Below are 15,932 nucleotides of genomic sequence, written 5' to 3' on the forward strand. Positions count from 1 at the left end.
GCGCCCAAGGCCCAAGCCGGTGCCCGTTCAGTCCGGATACAGGTAAAAGGCGACACTTTGTGTCAAGCCATGTGAATCGTTCGAACAAAGCATGACGAACAAACGTGAGGGAATTGCTCATTGCCGCTATAATCGCCGCCTTTTCATCGGCCCATACGATCTCTGACATGAACCAAACCAGCGACCTGATTCAATCGGCACAACGTACCATTCGCCTCGAGCTCGAAGCCGTACAAGGCTTGCTGCCCCATATCGACGCTGATTTCGTACGCGCCTGCGAGATGATTCTGGCTAGCAAGGGTCGGGTGGTCGTGGTCGGCATGGGTAAGTCCGGCCACATCGGCAACAAGATCGCCGCCACCCTGGCCAGCACGGGCACTCCGGCGTTTTTTGTCCACCCGGCCGAAGCCAGCCACGGTGACATGGGCATGATCACCCGGGAAGACATCATCCTGGCCCTGTCCAACTCCGGCTCCACCAATGAGATCATTACATTGCTGCCGCTGATCAAGCGCCTGGGCATCCAACTGATCAGCGTTACCGGCAACCCGGATTCGGCCCTGGCCAAAGCCGCCGAGGTGAATCTCAATGTTCATGTCGAGCACGAAGCCTGCCCGTTGAACCTGGCGCCGACCTCCTCCACCACCGCCACCCTGGTCATGGGCGATGCCCTGGCCGTGGCCCTGCTGGAAGCCAGGGGGTTTACCGCTGAAGATTTCGCCTTCTCCCACCCCGGCGGCGCCTTGGGCCGTCGTCTGCTGCTGAAAGTCGAAAACGTGATGCACGCAGGCCAGGAGTTGCCACAAGTGCAACGCGGCACGCTGCTCAAGGATGCACTCATGGAAATGACCCGCAAGGGCCTGGGTATGACGGTCATTATCGAAGCCGACGGCAAACTCGCCGGAATCTTCACCGACGGTGACCTGCGTCGCACCCTGGACCACTCCATCGACATTCACAGCGCGACCATCGAGCAAGTCATGACGCCACACGGCAAGACTGCCCGCGCCGAAATGCTCGCCGCCGAGGCCTTGAAAATCATGGAAGACCATAAGATCAGCGCCCTGGTGGTGGTCGACGACGAAGACCGCCCGGTGGGCGCCCTGAACATGCACGACTTGCTGCGTGCGGGAGTCATGTAAATGAACACAGACCTGCTGCAACGTGGCAAAGCGATCAAACTGGCCGTGTTCGACGTGGATGGTGTCCTGACCGACGGCCGCCTTTATTTCCTCGAAGACGGCAGCGAATTCAAGACCTTCAATACCCTCGATGGCCAGGGCATCAAGATGCTGATGGCCGCTGGAGTGCAAACCGCCATCATCAGCGGACGCAAGACCCCGGTGGTCGAGCGGCGCGCGAAGAATCTCGGCATTCCCCACCTTTATCAGGGACGCGAAGATAAACTGGTGGTTCTGGACGAGCTTCTGGGCCAACTCAACCTAAGCTACGAACAGGTCGCCTACCTTGGTGACGACCTGCCGGACTTGCCGGTGATCCGCCGGGTCGGCCTGGGCATGGCGGTGGCAAACGCGGCCGGCTTTGTGCGCGAGCACGCCCACGGCATCACCACGGCGCGAGGCGGTGAAGGTGCGGCTCGTGAATTCTGTGAACTGATCCTGCGCGCCCAAGGCCGCCTCGAGGCGGCTAACGCCGCGTATCTGTGAGCCATTTATGCTGAGCAAGAAAATTCGCACCGTCGTGGTGTTCGGCTGCATCGCAGCGATTTTCGCGGCGGTGGGCTATTGGAACATCAGCCCGGAACGCTTCCTCGACCGGCCTGCGGTCAAGGTCCAGGAAAACGATATCGACTGGTATGCGACCAACACGCATACCCTGCAATACCTGCCCGATGGCAAGCTGCAGTATGAAATGACGTCCGACAAGGTCGACCACGTCAAGGCCAGCGAGATCACACTGGTCACCAAGCCAGACCTGAACATGTTTCGCGGCACCGAGTTTCCGTGGCATGTGCAGAGCGAGCGCGCCGAAGTCAATCCCGACGGGACCGAGGTAGAGCTGATTGACTCGGTACGCATCGCGCGAACCGATGAGAAAAACCGCACCACCATCATCACCAGCAGTCGTATGACAGTCTTCCCGCAGCGAGAATATGCGCAGACCGAGCAACCCGTTAGAATCGACGGTGCCGGTGGTGTATCGACCGGCACGGGAATGAAAGCGTATCTGAAGGAAAGCAGGATACACCTGCTATCGAACGTAAGAGGACAGTATGAAGCTCGCTAAAACCCTCCCTATTTTGCTCAGTCTGGGCGCAGCACTGGGAAGCGCGAGCGCCTGGGCCCTCCCGACCGACCGCGACCAGCCTATCCGCATCCAGGCCGACGATGCCCAACTGGACGACAAGAACGGTGTGGCCACCTACAAGGGTGACGTGATCATCACCCAGGGCTCGATGAAGGTCACCGGCAATACCGTGACCATCACCCGTACCCAGTCCGGCGATATCGACGTGGTGACTTCGGTGGGCAACCTGGCCTACTTCGAGCAGATGCAAACCGCAGGCGACACCAAGCCGGTGCAGGGCTATGGGGTGACCATCCAGTATCACGCTGCCAAAGACCGCGTCGTACTGATCGATCGCGCCAAGGTTATCGACAAGGACGGCAACACCACCCAGGGCGAGAAAATCGTCTACGACACGAACAAAAAGCTGGCCAGCGCCGGTCGTGCCACTGGCAGCAAGGTCACCGAGCAGCGTCCACGGATCGACATGGTCATCCAGCCGAAAAAGAAAACCGACGAGCAGAAGGCCCAGTAATGGCAACTCTGAAAGCTCAGCACCTGGCCAAGAGCTACAAGAGCCGTCAAGTCGTGCGCGATGTCAGCCTGTCCATCGACAGCGGCCAGATCGTCGGCCTGCTCGGCCCCAACGGCGCGGGCAAGACCACCTGCTTCTACATGATCGTCGGCCTGGTCCGGGCCGATCAGGGCCGCGTGCTGATCGACGACCTGGACGTCAGCCACCAGCCGATGCATGGTCGGGCGAAGGCCGGTATCGGCTATCTGCCGCAAGAAGCGTCGATCTTCCGCAAACTGTCGGTTGCCGACAACATCATGGCGATCCTGGAAACCCGCAAGGAACTTGACAAGGCCGGCCGCCGCCAGGAGCTGGAAAGCCTGCTGCAGGAATTCCACATCAGCCACATCCGCGACAACCTGGGCATGAGCCTGTCCGGTGGTGAACGGCGCCGCGTGGAAATCGCTCGCGCCTTGGCCACCGCACCGAAATTCATCCTGCTGGACGAACCATTTGCCGGCGTGGACCCGATTTCGGTGGGCGATATCAAGCAGATCATCCACCATCTCAAGGCCAAAGGCATCGGTGTACTGATCACCGACCATAACGTACGCGAGACGCTGGATATCTGTGAAACCGCCTATATCGTCAATGACGGCCAGCTGATTGCCGAAGGTGACTCCGCGACCATCCTGGCCAATGAACTGGTCAAGGAAGTGTATTTGGGCCATGAGTTCCGCCTGTAAGCGAAAAGTGTCTGGTCAATCGCCCCGGCGTCGCTATTTTTATTACGCGACGCCCTAGGCAAACACTTCAGTTTCAGGCATATAATTTGCTTAAGTTTGGCGCTTCGGCGCCCTGTAGTGGATGGCGCATGTGCGCCGGCGAATAAGGTGTTAAGCCCCAGCCATGAAACCATCGCTAGTCTTGAGAATGGGCCAGCAGCTGACGATGACACCTCAGCTGCAACAGGCCATCCGCCTGCTCCAATTGTCGACCCTGGACCTGCAACAGGAAATCCAGGAGGCCCTGGAGTCCAATCCGATGCTCGAACGCCAGGAAGAAGGCGACGACTTCGAAAACAGCGATCCGCTGGCCGATAACATCGAGCAAAAGACCAACACCGAAATCCCGGAACCGTCCTACCAGGAAACCGCCCCGACGGTGGATAACCTCGAGGATGGCGAATGGAATGAGCGCATCCCCAACGACCTGCCCGTGGACACGGCCTGGGAAGACGTCTACCAGACCAGCGCCAGCAGCCTGCCCAGCAGCGATGACGACGAGTGGGACTTCACCACTCGCACCTCCACCGGCGAAAGCCTGCAGAGCCACTTGCTGTGGCAACTGAACCTGGCGCCGATGTCCGACACCGATCGTCTGATCGCCGTGACCCTGATCGACTGCATTAACAATCAGGGCTACCTGGACGAGACGCTCGAAGAAATTCTCGAAGCTTTCGACCCCGAACTGGACATTGAGCTGGACGAGATCGAAGCGGTCCTGCACCGCATTCAGCAGTTCGAACCAGCCGGCATCGGTGCCCGCAACCTGGGCGAGTGCCTGATGCTGCAATTGCGCCAGTTGCCCGCCAAGACGCCTTGGCTGGCCGAAGCCAAGCGACTGGTCACCGACTACATCGACTTGCTGGGCGGTCGCGACTACAGCCAGTTGATGCGTCGCATGAAGCTCAAGGAAGATGAACTGCGCCAGGTGATCGAACTGGTCCAGAGCCTCAACCCGCGCCCCGGCTCGCAAATCGAGTCCACCGAACCCGAATACGTGGTTCCCGACGTGATCGTGCGCAAGCACAACGACCGCTGGCTGGTGGAACTGAACCAGGAGTCGATGCCCAAGCTGCGGGTCAACGCCCAGTACGCCGGCTTCGTAAAACGCGCCGACACCAGCGCCGACAACACCTTCATGCGCAACCAGTTGCAGGAAGCGCGCTGGTTCATCAAGAGCCTGCAAAGCCGCAACGAAACCCTGATGAAAGTAGCCACCCAGATCGTCGAGCATCAGCGCGGTTTCCTGGAATACGGCGACGAAGCGATGAAACCGTTGGTCCTGCACGACATTGCCGAAGCAGTGGGCATGCACGAATCAACCATTTCACGGGTGACCACCCAGAAATTCATGCATACCCCACGGGGTATCTATGAACTGAAATACTTTTTCTCCAGCCACGTCAGCACCTCCGAAGGCGGCGAATGCTCGTCCACAGCCATCCGCGCGATCATCAAAAAACTGGTGGCAGCGGAAAATCAGAAAAAGCCGTTGAGTGACAGCAAGATCGCTGGTTTACTGGAGGCACAAGGCATTCAGGTGGCCCGCCGTACCGTCGCCAAATACCGCGAATCCCTCGGGATCGCGCCTTCGAGCGAACGCAAGCGGTTGATGTAACAGGCCACGCCACAGCGTTCCAGTGGCAGGCATTTCTGCCTGCCGCTTTATGCACTGGCAACGAAGGAGAAGCTGTATGCAAGTCAACATCAGTGGACACCAACTGGACGTGACCGAGCCTCTGCGCGAATACATCGGCGAGAAACTCGAACGATTGGAAAGGCATTTCGACAAGATCACCAACGTGCAAGTCACGATGAACGTCGAGAAGCTGCTGCAGAAAATCGAAGCCACGCTGCATATCCCCGGCGGAGAAGTGGTTGCCAACGCTGCACATGAAGACATGTATGCCGCGATTGACCTGCTGACCGACAAGCTGGATCGCCAACTCAAAAAGCATAAGGAAAAGACCCAGAGTGTCCTCCAAGGCGCAACCGGTCGTTAACCCCCCTAATCCATGATCCGACTAGAATCCATCCTGACCCCCGGCCGTTCCCAGGTGAACGTGCCGGGTGGCAGTAAAAAGAAAGCCCTCGAACAAATTGCCAACCTGATCCACCGCGAGGTGCCGGATCTGGAAATGCAGGACGTCTTCGAGGCCCTGTTTGCCCGTGAAAAACTGGGCTCCACCGGGTTTGGCAACGGTATCGCCATCCCCCACTGTCGCCTCAAGACCTGTACAGCGCCGATCAGTGCACTGCTGCACCTTGAAGCCCCCATAGATTTCGACGCCATCGACGGCGCACCGGTCGACCTGCTGTTCGTACTGCTGGTACCGGAAGCGGCGACCGATGCGCACCTTGAGCTGCTGCGCCAGATCGCCAGCATGCTGGACCGCAAGGAAGTGCGCGAGAAATTGCGCAGCGCACCGAGCAACGGAGCCTTGTATCAGGTTGTCCTGGACGAGCAGAACGGTCATTAAACATGCGTATGATCATTGTCAGCGGACGCTCCGGCTCAGGTAAAAGCACGGCGCTTAACGTGCTTGAGGACAGCGGCTACTACTGCATCGACAATCTGCCAGCCGGCCTGCTGCCGGAGCTGGCCGAGCGCGCCCTGATCCATACCGAACTGGCGCAACCGTTGGTGGCAGTGTCCATCGATGCACGTAATCTGCCGAGCCACTTGTCGCGCTTCCCCGAACTGCTCGCGGAAGTACGCAGCCGGCACATCCAGTGCGATGTGCTGTACCTGGATGCCGATGAGGAGACGCTGCTCAAGCGCTTTTCCGAAACCCGCCGGCGCCATCCCCTGAGTAACGCGAGCCGCTCCCTGGCCGAAGCCATCCATGACGAAAGCCAACTGCTGGGGCCGATCGCCGACCTGGCGGACCTGAAGGTCAACACCACCCATCTGAACCTGTATCAACTGCGCGACACCATCAAGTTGCGCCTGCTGAACCAGCCGGAACCGGGTACGGCGTTTCTGGTGGAGTCGTTCGGTTTCAAGCGCGGAATGCCAGTAGACGCCGACCTGGTGTTTGACGTGCGCTGCTTGCCCAACCCCTATTGGAAACCGGAATTGCGCGAGCAATCAGGGCTCGACCAGCCGGTGATCGACTACCTGACCGCCCAGCCGGATGTCGAGGAAATGTATCAGGATATCTCCAGCTATCTGCTCAAATGGCTGCCGCGTTTTGCCGCGAGCAACCGCGCCTACGTCACGATAGCCATTGGCTGTACCGGTGGCCATCACCGCTCCGTCTACCTGACCGAACGTTTGGGTCAGCTCCTGCAACAGTCCCTGAAGAACGTCCAGGTTCGCCACCGCGACCTCAGCTAAAGGATTCACATCGCGATGCCTGCTCTGGAAATTGAAATCATCAACAAGCTGGGCTTGCATGCCCGCGCGTCAGCCAAGTTCGTCGGTGTGGCAGCTCAGTTTCCTTGCGACATCATCGTGGGCCGTGATCCTGAGAAAATGATCAACGGCAAAAGCATCATGGCCATGATGATGCTGGCCGCCGGCCAAGGCACCAAAATCCATCTGCGAACCGAAGGTGAACAGGAACAGGAGGCGATGGATGCACTGGTGGCGCTGATCAACAACTACTTCGATGAAGGCGAATAGCCTTAAGGTCCGAAGCAGATTCATTGTGGCGAGGGAGCTTGCTCCCGCTGGTTGGCGTGTAGGAGCTGCCGAAGGCTGCGATCTTTTGATCTTAATCTTTCGCTCTAGACTCAATGGGCAACAGAATGATCGCAGCCTCGTTGCACTCGACAGCTCCTACGGCTCCTGCTGCGCAGCCGAGCGGGAGCAAGCTCCCTCGCCACAGGGTTTCTCTAAATATAAAAAGGCGCGCCATCCGCTTGGATGACGCGCCTTTTTTACTGCGGTGAGGTCAGCTGCCCGCCACCGTCATTCGCTCGATCAACACCGAGCCGGTGCGGATGTTGCTGCGCAGTTCCAGGTCGTTGCCCACCGCCAGTATCTGCTTGAACATATCGCGCATGTTACCGGCGATGGTGACTTCCTGGACCGGAAACTGAATTTCCCCGTTCTCGACCCAGAACCCCGCCGCGCCACGGGAATAGTCCCCGGTGACCATGTTCAGGCCATGGCCCATCAGTTCCGTCACCAGCAGGCCACGGCCCATGCGACGCAGCAAGGCTGCCTGGTCCTCTTCGCCATGGGTCACGAACAGGTTATGCACGCCACCGGCATTAGCAGTGCTGGGCATGCCGAGCTTGCGACCCGAATAGGTGCCGAGGATGTAGGACACCAGTTCGCCATTCTCCACGAATGGCTTGGCGTAGGTGGCCAGGCCATCGCCGTCGAAGGCCGAGCTGCCCATGGCCTGCATCAGGTGCGGACGCTCATCGATGGTCATCCACTCCGGGAACAGTTTCTGGCCCAGCGCGCCTTCGAGAAACGATGATTTACGATACAGGTTGCCGCCGGACACCGCTGACAGGAAGCTGCCGAACAGCCCGCCGGCCAACTCGGCGGCAAACAACACCGGCACTTCACAGGTTGGAACCGGCCGCGCGCCCAAGCGGCTGGCCGCCCGCTGCGCAGCTTTCTGGCCGATGCTCACCGGGTCCGCCAACAATGTGCCCTGGCGGTTCACGTCGTACCAGTAATCGCGCTGCATCTGGCCGTTGGCTTCGGCGATCATGACGCAACTGAGGCTGTGGCGGGTCGATGCGTAACCGCCGATAAAACCGTGGCTGTTACCGTATATGCGGCAGCCCTGGTGGGTATTGAGGGTCGTGCCGTCGGCGTTCTTGATTCGAGCGTCGGCGTCGAAGGCCGCCGCTTCACAGCGCAACGCCTGCTCGATGGCCTGTTCCGGGGTGATGTCCCAGGCGTGAAACAGGTCGAAGTCTCGCAGTTCCTTGCACATCAGCGCGGCATCGGCCAGGCCCGATGCTTCATCTTCGGAGGTGTGCTGGGCAATCGCCAGTGCAGCGGCGACGGTTTCACGAATGGCGTCAGGACCACTGGCTGACGTGCTGGCCGAGCCCTTGCGCTGGCCGGCGTACAAGGTGATGCCGAACCCCTGGTCGCGATTGAACTCAACGGTCTCCACCTCGCGCTGGCGTACCGACGTCGACAAACCCTGTTCCAGGGACACCGCCACCTCACACGCACTGGCGCCCTGTCGCTTGGCTTCGGCAAGGATCTGCTCGACTTGTTCCTGCAGTGCCGGCAATGCTTGCGGGCCGACGCTCTGAACTGCACTCATGGTGTATCTCCACTCAAATTCTGCTTTCGGTCAGGTTTTGTACGAATAGTGCCTTCGCGACTTTGCGTACAAACCTGAGGCCTTCGAGCGACCGGGCCGGACAAGCGGCCCCCGACTGGTTATCATGGCGGCGTTTCTTTGCGGACTGCCACCATGGTTGATTCTTACGACGACTCCCTCTACGAGGGTGAAAAAAGCAAATCCCAGGTCAAACGCGAGCTGCATGCTCTGGTTGACCTCGGCGAGCGCCTGACAACACTCAAGCCTGACTTGCTGGCCAAACTGCCCCTGACCGACGCCTTGCGCCGGGCCCTGGCCGATGCGCCCAAGCACACCGCGAATATCGCGCGTAAACGGCACCTGCAATTCATCGGCAAACTGATGCGCGACCAGGACACTGACGCCATCCTGGTTCTGCTCGATCAACTCGATGCCTCCACCCGGCAGTACAACGAACGTTTCCATGGCCTGGAACGCTGGCGCGATCGCTTGATCGCAGGCGATGACGGTGTGCTGGAAAAATTCGTCATCGACTACCCGGAGGCTGACCGTCAGCAACTGCGCTCCCTGATCCGTCAGGCCCAGCACGAACTGGCGCATAACAAGCCACCGGCCTCGAGCCGTAAAATCTTCAAATACATTCGTGAGCTGGACGAAACCCAACGCGGCCTGCGCTGAGTTCCATCCGTTCTGTAGGAGCTGCCGCAGGCTGCGATCTTTTGATCTTTTGATCTTTTGATCTTTTGATCTTTCGCTTGAGACTCAAGCGTTAAGGAAAGATCGCAGCCTCGTTGCACTCGACAGCTCCTACACGGCTCCTACATCAATCGTGTACATCCTTAAGCGCCCGTGCCACCCACGGTAATCGCATCAATCTTCAAGGTCGGCTGACCGACACCCACCGGCACCGATTGCCCGTCCTTGCCACACGTCCCCACGCCACTGTCCAGCGCCAGATCGTTACCGACCATCGACACTTTGCTCATCGCCTCCGGCCCGTTACCGATCAGGGTCGCGCCCTTGACCGGTGCAGTGATCTTGCCGTCTTCGATCAGGTAAGCCTCACTGGTGGAAAACACGAACTTGCCGCTGGTGATGTCCACCTGGCCGCCACCGAGGTTGGCGCAATAAATACCCTTTTTCACCGACGCGATGATTTCCGCCGGATCGCTCTGGCCGCCCAGCATGTAGGTGTTGGTCATGCGCGGCATCGGTAGATGCGCGTAAGACTCGCGGCGACCATTGCCGGTGCGGGCCACGCCCATCAGGCGGGCGTTGAGCTTGTCTTGCATGTAGCCCTTGAGCACGCCGTTCTCGATCAGGGTGGTGCACTCGGTCGGGGTCCCTTCATCGTCAACGCTCAGGGAGCCGCGACGCCCCGCCAGGGTGCCATCATCGACGATGGTGCAGAGTTTCGACGCGACCATTTCGCCCATGCGCCCGCTGTAGGCCGAGCTGCCCTTACGGTTGAAGTCGCCTTCCAGACCGTGTCCCACCGCTTCGTGCAGCAGCACACCGGACCAGCCGGAGCCCAGCACCACCGGCAATGTACCGGCCGGCGCCGGGATCGCCTCAAGATTGACCAAGGCCTGGCGCAGCGCTTCGCGGGCGTAACCCATGGCGCGGTCTTCACTGAGGAAATAACGATAATCGGTGCGTCCGCCGCCGCCATGGCCGCCGCGTTCGCGACGACCGTTCTGCTCAACGATCACGCTGACATTAAAACGCACCAGCGGCCGCACGTCCGCCGCCAGACCACCGTCGGTGGAGGCCACCAGAATCCGTTCCCAGACCCCGGCCATGCTCACTGATACTTGCTGGATGCGTGGATCGAGGGCGCGAGTGGCGACGTCGATGCGCTTGAGCAGCTCGACCTTTTCGGCGCGACTCATGACTTCAAGCGGGTTGTCCGGCGCATACAGTTGCGCCACGTCCTGGCTGCTGAAAGCCTGTACCTTGCCGTTCTGCCCCGCCCGGGAAATCGAACGAGCAGCGCGGGCTGCGGCGCCCAGAGCTTCAAGGGTGATGGCGTTGCTGTAGGCGAAGCCGGTTTTTTCCCCGGACTGGGCGCGAACACCCACACCCTGGTCAAGATTGAAACTGCCTTCCTTGACGATGCCGTCTTCCAGCGACCAGGACTCGGATATCTGCCCCTGGAAATACAGATCGGCTGCATCGATGCCCGGGCCGGCCAAGTCGCCCAGCACGCCTTGCAGGCTTTCGAGGGTTACGCCGCCGGGGGCTAAAAGGTGTTCACTGACTGAGGATAACAACCCGCTCATATGTTCTACGCCTTGAATTCGTCGTCTTGGACAGGCCGCTGTCTGGCGCCCTGCGAGAAAAAGCGCCGATGGCTGGCCACCGGCATGCGCGTCCGGATGGACGCCTGTTCAATACTGTCGCGCTCGGCCAGCAGTACCGCTTCGCCTTGATCCTGTTGAGCCAGTACACGCCCCCAGGGGTCGACAATCGCTGCATGACCAAAGGTTTCCCGTGGCCCCGGATGCACCCCGCCCTGGGCGGCCGCCAGCACATAACACTGGGTCTCGATGGCCCGGGCGCGAATCAGTACCTCCCAATGGGCGGCGCCGGTCACTGCGGTAAACGCCGAGGGCGCGGTGATCAATTCAGCCCCGGCGGCGCGCAGCTCGCTATAGAGCTCCGGGAAACGCAAGTCATAACACACCGTCAGGCCAACCCGTCCTACGGGTGTATCGGCCACTACCACGTTGTAGCCATAAGCATAGTCATCAGACTCGCGATAACGCCCGCGATTGTCCGCCACGTCCACGTCAAACAGGTGCAGCTTGTCGTAGCGCGCGACAATCTGGCCCTGATCGTCGATCAGCAACGAACAGGCATGCACCCTGGCGTCCGGTTGGTCCACCGGCGGCAACGGCAACGTGCCGGCCACAATCCATAACTTGAGGTCACGGGCGGCCTGTTTCAACCAGGGCAGGATCGGCCCCTGACCAAAGGCTTCGGCACGACCAATGTCTGCCACATCCCGCCGGCCCATGGCCGCGAAGTTTTCAGGCAGCACCGCCAGCCTTGCACCGCCAGCGGCAGCCTGCTCCAACAGCACACGAGCGCGGGCCAGATTGGCGAGCACATCGCCTTGGCTGACCATTTGAATCACTGCCACTGGCATGGTGCTTCCCTCTTTTTTATTCACCCAAGGCGGCTGTGGGAGCAAAGCTTGCTCGCGATGAGGCAGGTACATCCAACCTATAGGCTGGCTGATACACCGCAATCGCGAGCACGCTTTGCTCCCACAGGCCCGCTTCCACAAGGGCGTTGGCGTCGAACTGTCAAAACGGCTTGTCGAAGGTAATCTTCGGCTCTTTCCACGGGCCCTTGACGTCGTATCTTACGCTGGCAAAACGCGCCACGCGGTCGCCAATCAGTTTGTCGATCAGAAACAGCGCTCCACCCACCGCTGGCGCGCCGACAATCAGTGCTGCAATCGGCAGGTTGTTGCTCACCGGCAGCGTCACCTGTAGCTTGGCGTCGACCCGGTCGGCGACCATGTCCAGTGTTCCGTTGAGCTCAAGGTTACTTGACGGCCCCGTCAGGGTGATGGGTTCACGGGTCACGTAGACCCCGTTACTCGCCACCAGCAGCCCCTTGACCCTATCGTAGCTCAGGCCCTTGCCGAACAGGTCGGAGAAGTCCAGGCGCAAGCGGCGGCCGATGGAGTTGAAGTTCAGCAAGCCAAATACCCGCAACGCCTGGGCGCCACCTTCCAATTCGACGAACTGGCCCTTGCTCAGCGACGCATCGAGGTTGCCGGAAAAACGCTTGGTCGCGACCCACGCCGGTGAGCCAGGCCAGCGACCATCGACGTCCAGGCGGAATTTCTCGCTGGTCACGCTCGGCGCATAGCCCCAGCCCTTGAGCACATCGGCCAGGTTCTTGCCACTGATGCGGCCCTTGTACCAACTGCTGGTGGAACCGGGTACGCCTTCCCAACCGCCATTGCCGCTCAAGACCATGCCCTTGAGCCCCATGTCCAGGCTGTTCAGCGTAATCCCCTTGCCTGTCGGGCGCACCTTCAACGACCAGGCACCTATGAGGTCTGGCCCCTGGAACAACTGGTCGATGGCAATATCCATGGCCGGGATCTTGCTGGGGTCGACCGAGGCCAGCGGATCCGGCGCGTTTTCGTCGGCCTGGACCGTCGGGTCGGCAGCCGGCAGCCGAACATAATCGAGCTTGATCCCGATCGGCGTAGCCTCTGCGTCTGGCAAACTGGCACTGCCCTTGGCCTGCTGGCTGTCGAGCCGCAAAGCCCAGGCATCCGGTTTACGGTCCAGTTGCACCGAAGCCCGGTCCAGGGTCGTGCCCATGGCGGTGAGCTTGCCGACTTTCAGGTCAGCGCTGCTGAGCAGTTGTTTGGCGCTGTCGCCAGGATCCTGCCCTGCATACTTGCCCGCCAGATCCTGCCACGGGCTCACGTCCAGCTCCGACAGTGTCCCGCGCAGGCGCAGGCCCTTGCCCCCCGGCAAAACCGCAGCGCCGCCACCCAGCAACAGCTCACCGCGACCGTCAGCCACCTGCCCGCTCGGTGCCGCGTAGGTGAAGCTGGCCAGATCACCATAATCGACCCAGTAACGGCGCTCCGGCCCTTGCAGGGTCATGCGAAACACCGTGTCACGCCCGGTATTGGCTGCCAATCCGAAGGGCGCTGGCAGATCCACCGCCACACCCTTGAGGCTCGAGCTGACCGACAACTGGCTGTCAGCGCCGTCGAGGATCACCTGCAATTGATACGGCACCACGCCAGACACCGGCAATGGCTGAGTAATCTTCAGCCAGTCGGTAAGTTTCTTGACCTCTACCTGCCCGGCGGCTGCCACTCGCGTATTGAGTTCACCGGCCCGACCCTCGGCAAAAATCTGCGCGGTCACGGGCCGGTCGAACGCCCGGGCCGCGATATTTTTGCCGCTCAACCCCTTGTTGCTGTCGAAACGGAAATCGCCCTTGAGCTGGGTCAGGTCCAACTCCGGCTCGCTGAGCTTGAGCCGGGCCTTGTCGGTCTTGAAGTCCACCAGGATCTTCGGTTGCTCGCCTTTAGCCAACGGAATATCGAGCTTCACACTGCCTTTCAGGTCGCCCTCGCCTTCCCAGCCGGCGAACGTCTCGGCCGTGCCAATCGGCGCCGTCTGCAGGATTTTCAAACCGTCGCCCAAGCCTCCGGCGAACTCGCCGTCCAGCAAGAGATGGGAGTTCCGGCCGTTGGGCACATGAGGAATGTTCACCGAAACATTCCTCACCTGGGTATCCAGCAACTGCCCCTGGCTTGCAAAGATGCGCACCCCGCTGTCTTCGACAAAAACATCACCGCTGACCTTGCTCACCGAAGGCCAGCCCGGCTGGAAGGCCAGCTCGGCATCATGCACCTTGAAAAACAGGCTGATGCTGCGATCCGCATCCTCGGCGCCTTTGTTCAAGGAGCCTTGATACTGGAAAAACCCCTCATCCACCGCGCCCTTGACGATTGCCGTGCGCAGCCACTCATCCAGCGCAGGGCTCAGGACGGCAGGCAAATACTTGGCGGTATAACGTCCGTCGCCATCCACCAGGCCGACCCGCAAGTCCATGTAGTCTTCCTGGCTGTGGTCGAAATGCAGGCGAATCAGGAAGTCACCGGCAATCCGGCCCTCTTCCCCCAGTACCTTCAGGTACGGCGCTATCAGCGTGAAACCTTGCTTGTCGAGCTTCCAGGTCAGCCGGGCGTTGGCCTGCAAGTATTGCCAGGGCTTGGCGAAGATCGGGTCCAGGTGCAGGGAAAAATCCTTGCTGTCCATGCGCAGCTCGCCGCCGCCGAGGTCGCCGCTCAGGCTCCCGGACACATTGCGCGCCGCCGGGGCGCCGCGATACGCATCAAAGCCCACGGTGTCCAGGTTGGTGGCGAAACTGACCTTCTGATCACCGCTGTTCTGCGGGCGGTAATCCACCAGCACGTTGCGCAGGCCGCCGGTGAACTTGAGCCGGTCGATCGCCGTGGCAACGCCTTCTGGCAACGGCGCCAGGGCATGGATCAACGGCGTAAGCGGCGTGAGGTCGAGGCGATCAGCCTGCACGTGCCAGCGTTCTTCGGTTTTTTCGCTGGCGTTGCTCTGTTGCAGTTGCAGGCGCGATTCCCAACGGGTTTCGCCCAGGCTCATTGCCAGGGAATCGAAGGTCGCGGTGAATCCCTGGCTACTGCGCTGGAAATACCCGTTGAGCGCCAGGTTATGGATCTGCACCGGCTTGCGCTCGGCATAGGCGCCCTGGATGTCCGGCGCATTCAGTCGAATGGCCGCGCTTTGCACGGTGCCCGCCCCCCAGCTCAGCCAGAACTCAGCGCCGGCCTTGATCCGGGAAAAATGCCATTGCCGTGTCAGGCGTTCCGGCAGCCATTTGGACCAATCGCTTTGCGGCAGGCTCAGGTAGACATCGGCCTGGCCGTTCTTCCAGTCGCTGGCGCGGATACGGGTGCGCAGGTTGATCGCGACGGGCTGGCCATCAGGCAGGGTCAGTCGTGCATCCAGACGCTGACGGGCGACCCCGGTGCGCAGGCTCAGACCGACGTAGGTCAGGGTCAGTGGCGGTTGCTCCAGCGGCTGCAAGGTCACCTGGCTATCGAGCACCGACAGCTTCGAGACCATCTGCAAGCGTTCGAGCAGTTGCTGGGGATCCAGGGGCTGATCGTCCTGCGTCGGCAGGCCCTCCAGGGTCCACTTGCCGTCGGTGCCTTCCTTGAGGCTGATCTTCAGGCCGCTGAGTTCCAGGTGAGCAATGCGCACCTGACGCGCCACCAGGCTGCCCCACAAGTCCGGCACAGCCCGCACCTGATCCAGGTGCAAGGCATTGGCGCCTTCGCCGATCATCACGTCGTGGGCCAGCAAGATGGGGGCCAGGGCGCTCCAGCTACCGTCCAGGCCGCCGATATGCACGGGAATACCCAATGCTTCGCTGGCGCGGGTCTGGACCTCGGCGCGGTATTCGGCCACCAGCGGAGCCAGTTCCCGGCCGAGGCTGACATACAGTGCCACCAGCACCAACAGCAGCGCGCACAGGCCCAGGCCCCAACGGGTCAGCACGGCCAAAATGCGTGTCAGACGCTCCATGTCAGCGGGCTCCCCTGGCAAAGGT

The 15,932-nt window shown here is 60.7% G+C and carries 15 protein-coding genes; 11 read left to right on the forward strand and 4 right to left on the reverse strand.

Translation table 11 applies throughout. The annotated features are described in order from the left end of the window. Positions 1–167: 167 nt before the first annotated feature. The 10 genes from MA884_RS21895 to MA884_RS21940 all read left to right on the forward strand — a co-directional run bounded on the left by MA884_RS21895 (position 168) and on the right by MA884_RS21940 (position 7,174). Positions 168–1,142 (forward strand): KpsF/GutQ family sugar-phosphate isomerase, encoded by a 975-nt coding sequence (locus tag MA884_RS21895; protein ID WP_256232475.1) that lies wholly within the window; start codon positions 168–170, stop codon positions 1,140–1,142. Beyond that, a complete protein-coding gene (locus tag MA884_RS21900) occupies positions 1,143–1,667 on the forward strand; it encodes an HAD family hydrolase (RefSeq protein ID WP_047228664.1) in 525 nt (174 codons plus the stop codon). Between the two features lie 7 nt (positions 1,668–1,674). Continuing rightward, entirely contained in the window at positions 1,675–2,247 is a 573-nt protein-coding gene (gene lptC / locus MA884_RS21905) for an LPS export ABC transporter periplasmic protein LptC (protein ID WP_256232476.1), read from the forward strand. After that, positions 2,234–2,782 (forward strand): lipopolysaccharide transport periplasmic protein LptA, encoded by a 549-nt coding sequence (lptA, locus tag MA884_RS21910; RefSeq protein WP_047228666.1) that lies wholly within the window; start codon positions 2,234–2,236, stop codon positions 2,780–2,782. The genes lptC and lptA overlap by 14 nt, the downstream gene beginning before the upstream one ends. Further along, on the forward strand, positions 2,782–3,507 hold the full coding sequence (gene lptB, locus MA884_RS21915) for an LPS export ABC transporter ATP-binding protein (protein ID WP_256232477.1): 726 nt from the start codon (positions 2,782–2,784) through the stop codon (positions 3,505–3,507). Before lptA ends, lptB begins: the two co-directional genes overlap by 1 nt. Before the next feature lie 163 nt (positions 3,508–3,670). Next, complete coding sequence (locus MA884_RS21920; protein ID WP_256232478.1) at positions 3,671–5,164, forward strand: RNA polymerase factor sigma-54; 1,494 nt, start codon at positions 3,671–3,673, stop codon at positions 5,162–5,164. Positions 5,165–5,240: 76 nt separating this feature from the next. Next, on the forward strand, positions 5,241–5,549 hold the full coding sequence (hpf, locus tag MA884_RS21925) for a ribosome hibernation-promoting factor, HPF/YfiA family (RefSeq protein ID WP_256232479.1): 309 nt from the start codon (positions 5,241–5,243) through the stop codon (positions 5,547–5,549). A gap of 12 nt (positions 5,550–5,561) precedes the next feature. Continuing rightward, on the forward strand, positions 5,562–6,026 hold the full coding sequence (ptsN, locus tag MA884_RS21930) for a PTS IIA-like nitrogen regulatory protein PtsN (RefSeq protein WP_256232480.1): 465 nt from the start codon (positions 5,562–5,564) through the stop codon (positions 6,024–6,026). 2 nt (positions 6,027–6,028) lie between these two features. After that, a complete protein-coding gene (rapZ, locus tag MA884_RS21935) occupies positions 6,029–6,886 on the forward strand; it encodes an RNase adapter RapZ (protein ID WP_256232481.1) in 858 nt (285 codons plus the stop codon). Positions 6,887–6,901: 15 nt separating this feature from the next. Continuing rightward, on the forward strand, positions 6,902–7,174 hold the full coding sequence (locus tag MA884_RS21940) for an HPr family phosphocarrier protein (RefSeq protein ID WP_256232482.1): 273 nt from the start codon (positions 6,902–6,904) through the stop codon (positions 7,172–7,174). Positions 7,175–7,445: 271 nt separating this feature from the next. Here MA884_RS21940 and pmbA read toward each other — a convergent pair whose 3' ends face one another. Beyond that, entirely contained in the window at positions 7,446–8,792 is a 1,347-nt protein-coding gene (pmbA, locus tag MA884_RS21945; RefSeq protein WP_256232483.1) for a metalloprotease PmbA, read from the reverse strand. Between the two features lie 153 nt (positions 8,793–8,945). Here pmbA and yjgA point away from each other — a divergent pair, with 153 nt between their 5' ends. Further along, a complete protein-coding gene (gene yjgA / locus MA884_RS21950) occupies positions 8,946–9,470 on the forward strand; it encodes a ribosome biogenesis factor YjgA (protein ID WP_092394115.1) in 525 nt (174 codons plus the stop codon). Between the two features lie 161 nt (positions 9,471–9,631). Here the strand turns inward: yjgA and tldD are convergent, their stop codons facing one another. From tldD to MA884_RS21965, 3 genes are all read right to left on the reverse strand, one after another. Then, positions 9,632–11,074 carry a metalloprotease TldD gene (gene tldD, locus MA884_RS21955; protein WP_256232484.1) on the reverse strand — a complete coding sequence of 481 codons (1,443 nt, stop codon included), beginning with the start codon at positions 11,072–11,074 and terminating at the stop codon, positions 9,632–9,634. 5 nt (positions 11,075–11,079) lie between these two features. Then, on the reverse strand, positions 11,080–11,943 hold the full coding sequence (locus tag MA884_RS21960; protein WP_256232485.1) for a carbon-nitrogen hydrolase family protein: 864 nt from the start codon (positions 11,941–11,943) through the stop codon (positions 11,080–11,082). 160 nt (positions 11,944–12,103) lie between these two features. Then, positions 12,104–15,907, reverse strand: coding sequence for a YhdP family protein (locus MA884_RS21965; RefSeq protein ID WP_256232486.1), 3,804 nt, complete (start codon positions 15,905–15,907; stop codon positions 12,104–12,106). Positions 15,908–15,932: the final 25 nt, after the last annotated feature.

Source organism: Pseudomonas sp. Q11, from assembly GCF_024494355.1.
GTDB lineage: Bacteria > Pseudomonadota > Gammaproteobacteria > Pseudomonadales > Pseudomonadaceae > Aquipseudomonas > Aquipseudomonas hefeiensis.

Excerpts from the sequence above, each read along its gene's own strand:
- MA884_RS21895 (WP_256232475.1), top strand. The coding sequence starts at position 168 with ATGAACCAAACCAGCGACCTGATTCAATCGGCACAACGTACCATTCGC.
- MA884_RS21900 (WP_047228664.1), top strand. The coding sequence starts at position 1,143 with ATGAACACAGACCTGCTGCAACGTGGCAAAGCGATCAAACTGGCCGTG.
- lptC (WP_256232476.1), top strand. The coding sequence starts at position 1,675 with ATGCTGAGCAAGAAAATTCGCACCGTCGTGGTGTTCGGCTGCATCGCA.
- lptA (WP_047228666.1), top strand. The coding sequence starts at position 2,234 with ATGAAGCTCGCTAAAACCCTCCCTATTTTGCTCAGTCTGGGCGCAGCA.
- lptB (WP_256232477.1), top strand. The coding sequence starts at position 2,782 with ATGGCAACTCTGAAAGCTCAGCACCTGGCCAAGAGCTACAAGAGCCGT.
- MA884_RS21920 (WP_256232478.1), top strand. The coding sequence starts at position 3,671 with ATGAAACCATCGCTAGTCTTGAGAATGGGCCAGCAGCTGACGATGACA.
- hpf (WP_256232479.1), top strand. The coding sequence starts at position 5,241 with ATGCAAGTCAACATCAGTGGACACCAACTGGACGTGACCGAGCCTCTG.
- ptsN (WP_256232480.1), top strand. The coding sequence starts at position 5,562 with ATGATCCGACTAGAATCCATCCTGACCCCCGGCCGTTCCCAGGTGAAC.
- rapZ (WP_256232481.1), top strand. The coding sequence starts at position 6,029 with ATGCGTATGATCATTGTCAGCGGACGCTCCGGCTCAGGTAAAAGCACG.
- MA884_RS21940 (WP_256232482.1), top strand. The coding sequence starts at position 6,902 with ATGCCTGCTCTGGAAATTGAAATCATCAACAAGCTGGGCTTGCATGCC.
- pmbA (WP_256232483.1), bottom strand. The coding sequence starts at position 8,792 with ATGAGTGCAGTTCAGAGCGTCGGCCCGCAAGCATTGCCGGCACTGCAG.
- yjgA (WP_092394115.1), top strand. The coding sequence starts at position 8,946 with ATGGTTGATTCTTACGACGACTCCCTCTACGAGGGTGAAAAAAGCAAA.
- tldD (WP_256232484.1), bottom strand. The coding sequence starts at position 11,074 with ATGAGCGGGTTGTTATCCTCAGTCAGTGAACACCTTTTAGCCCCCGGC.
- MA884_RS21960 (WP_256232485.1), bottom strand. The coding sequence starts at position 11,943 with ATGCCAGTGGCAGTGATTCAAATGGTCAGCCAAGGCGATGTGCTCGCC.
- MA884_RS21965 (WP_256232486.1), bottom strand. The coding sequence starts at position 15,907 with ATGGAGCGTCTGACACGCATTTTGGCCGTGCTGACCCGTTGGGGCCTG.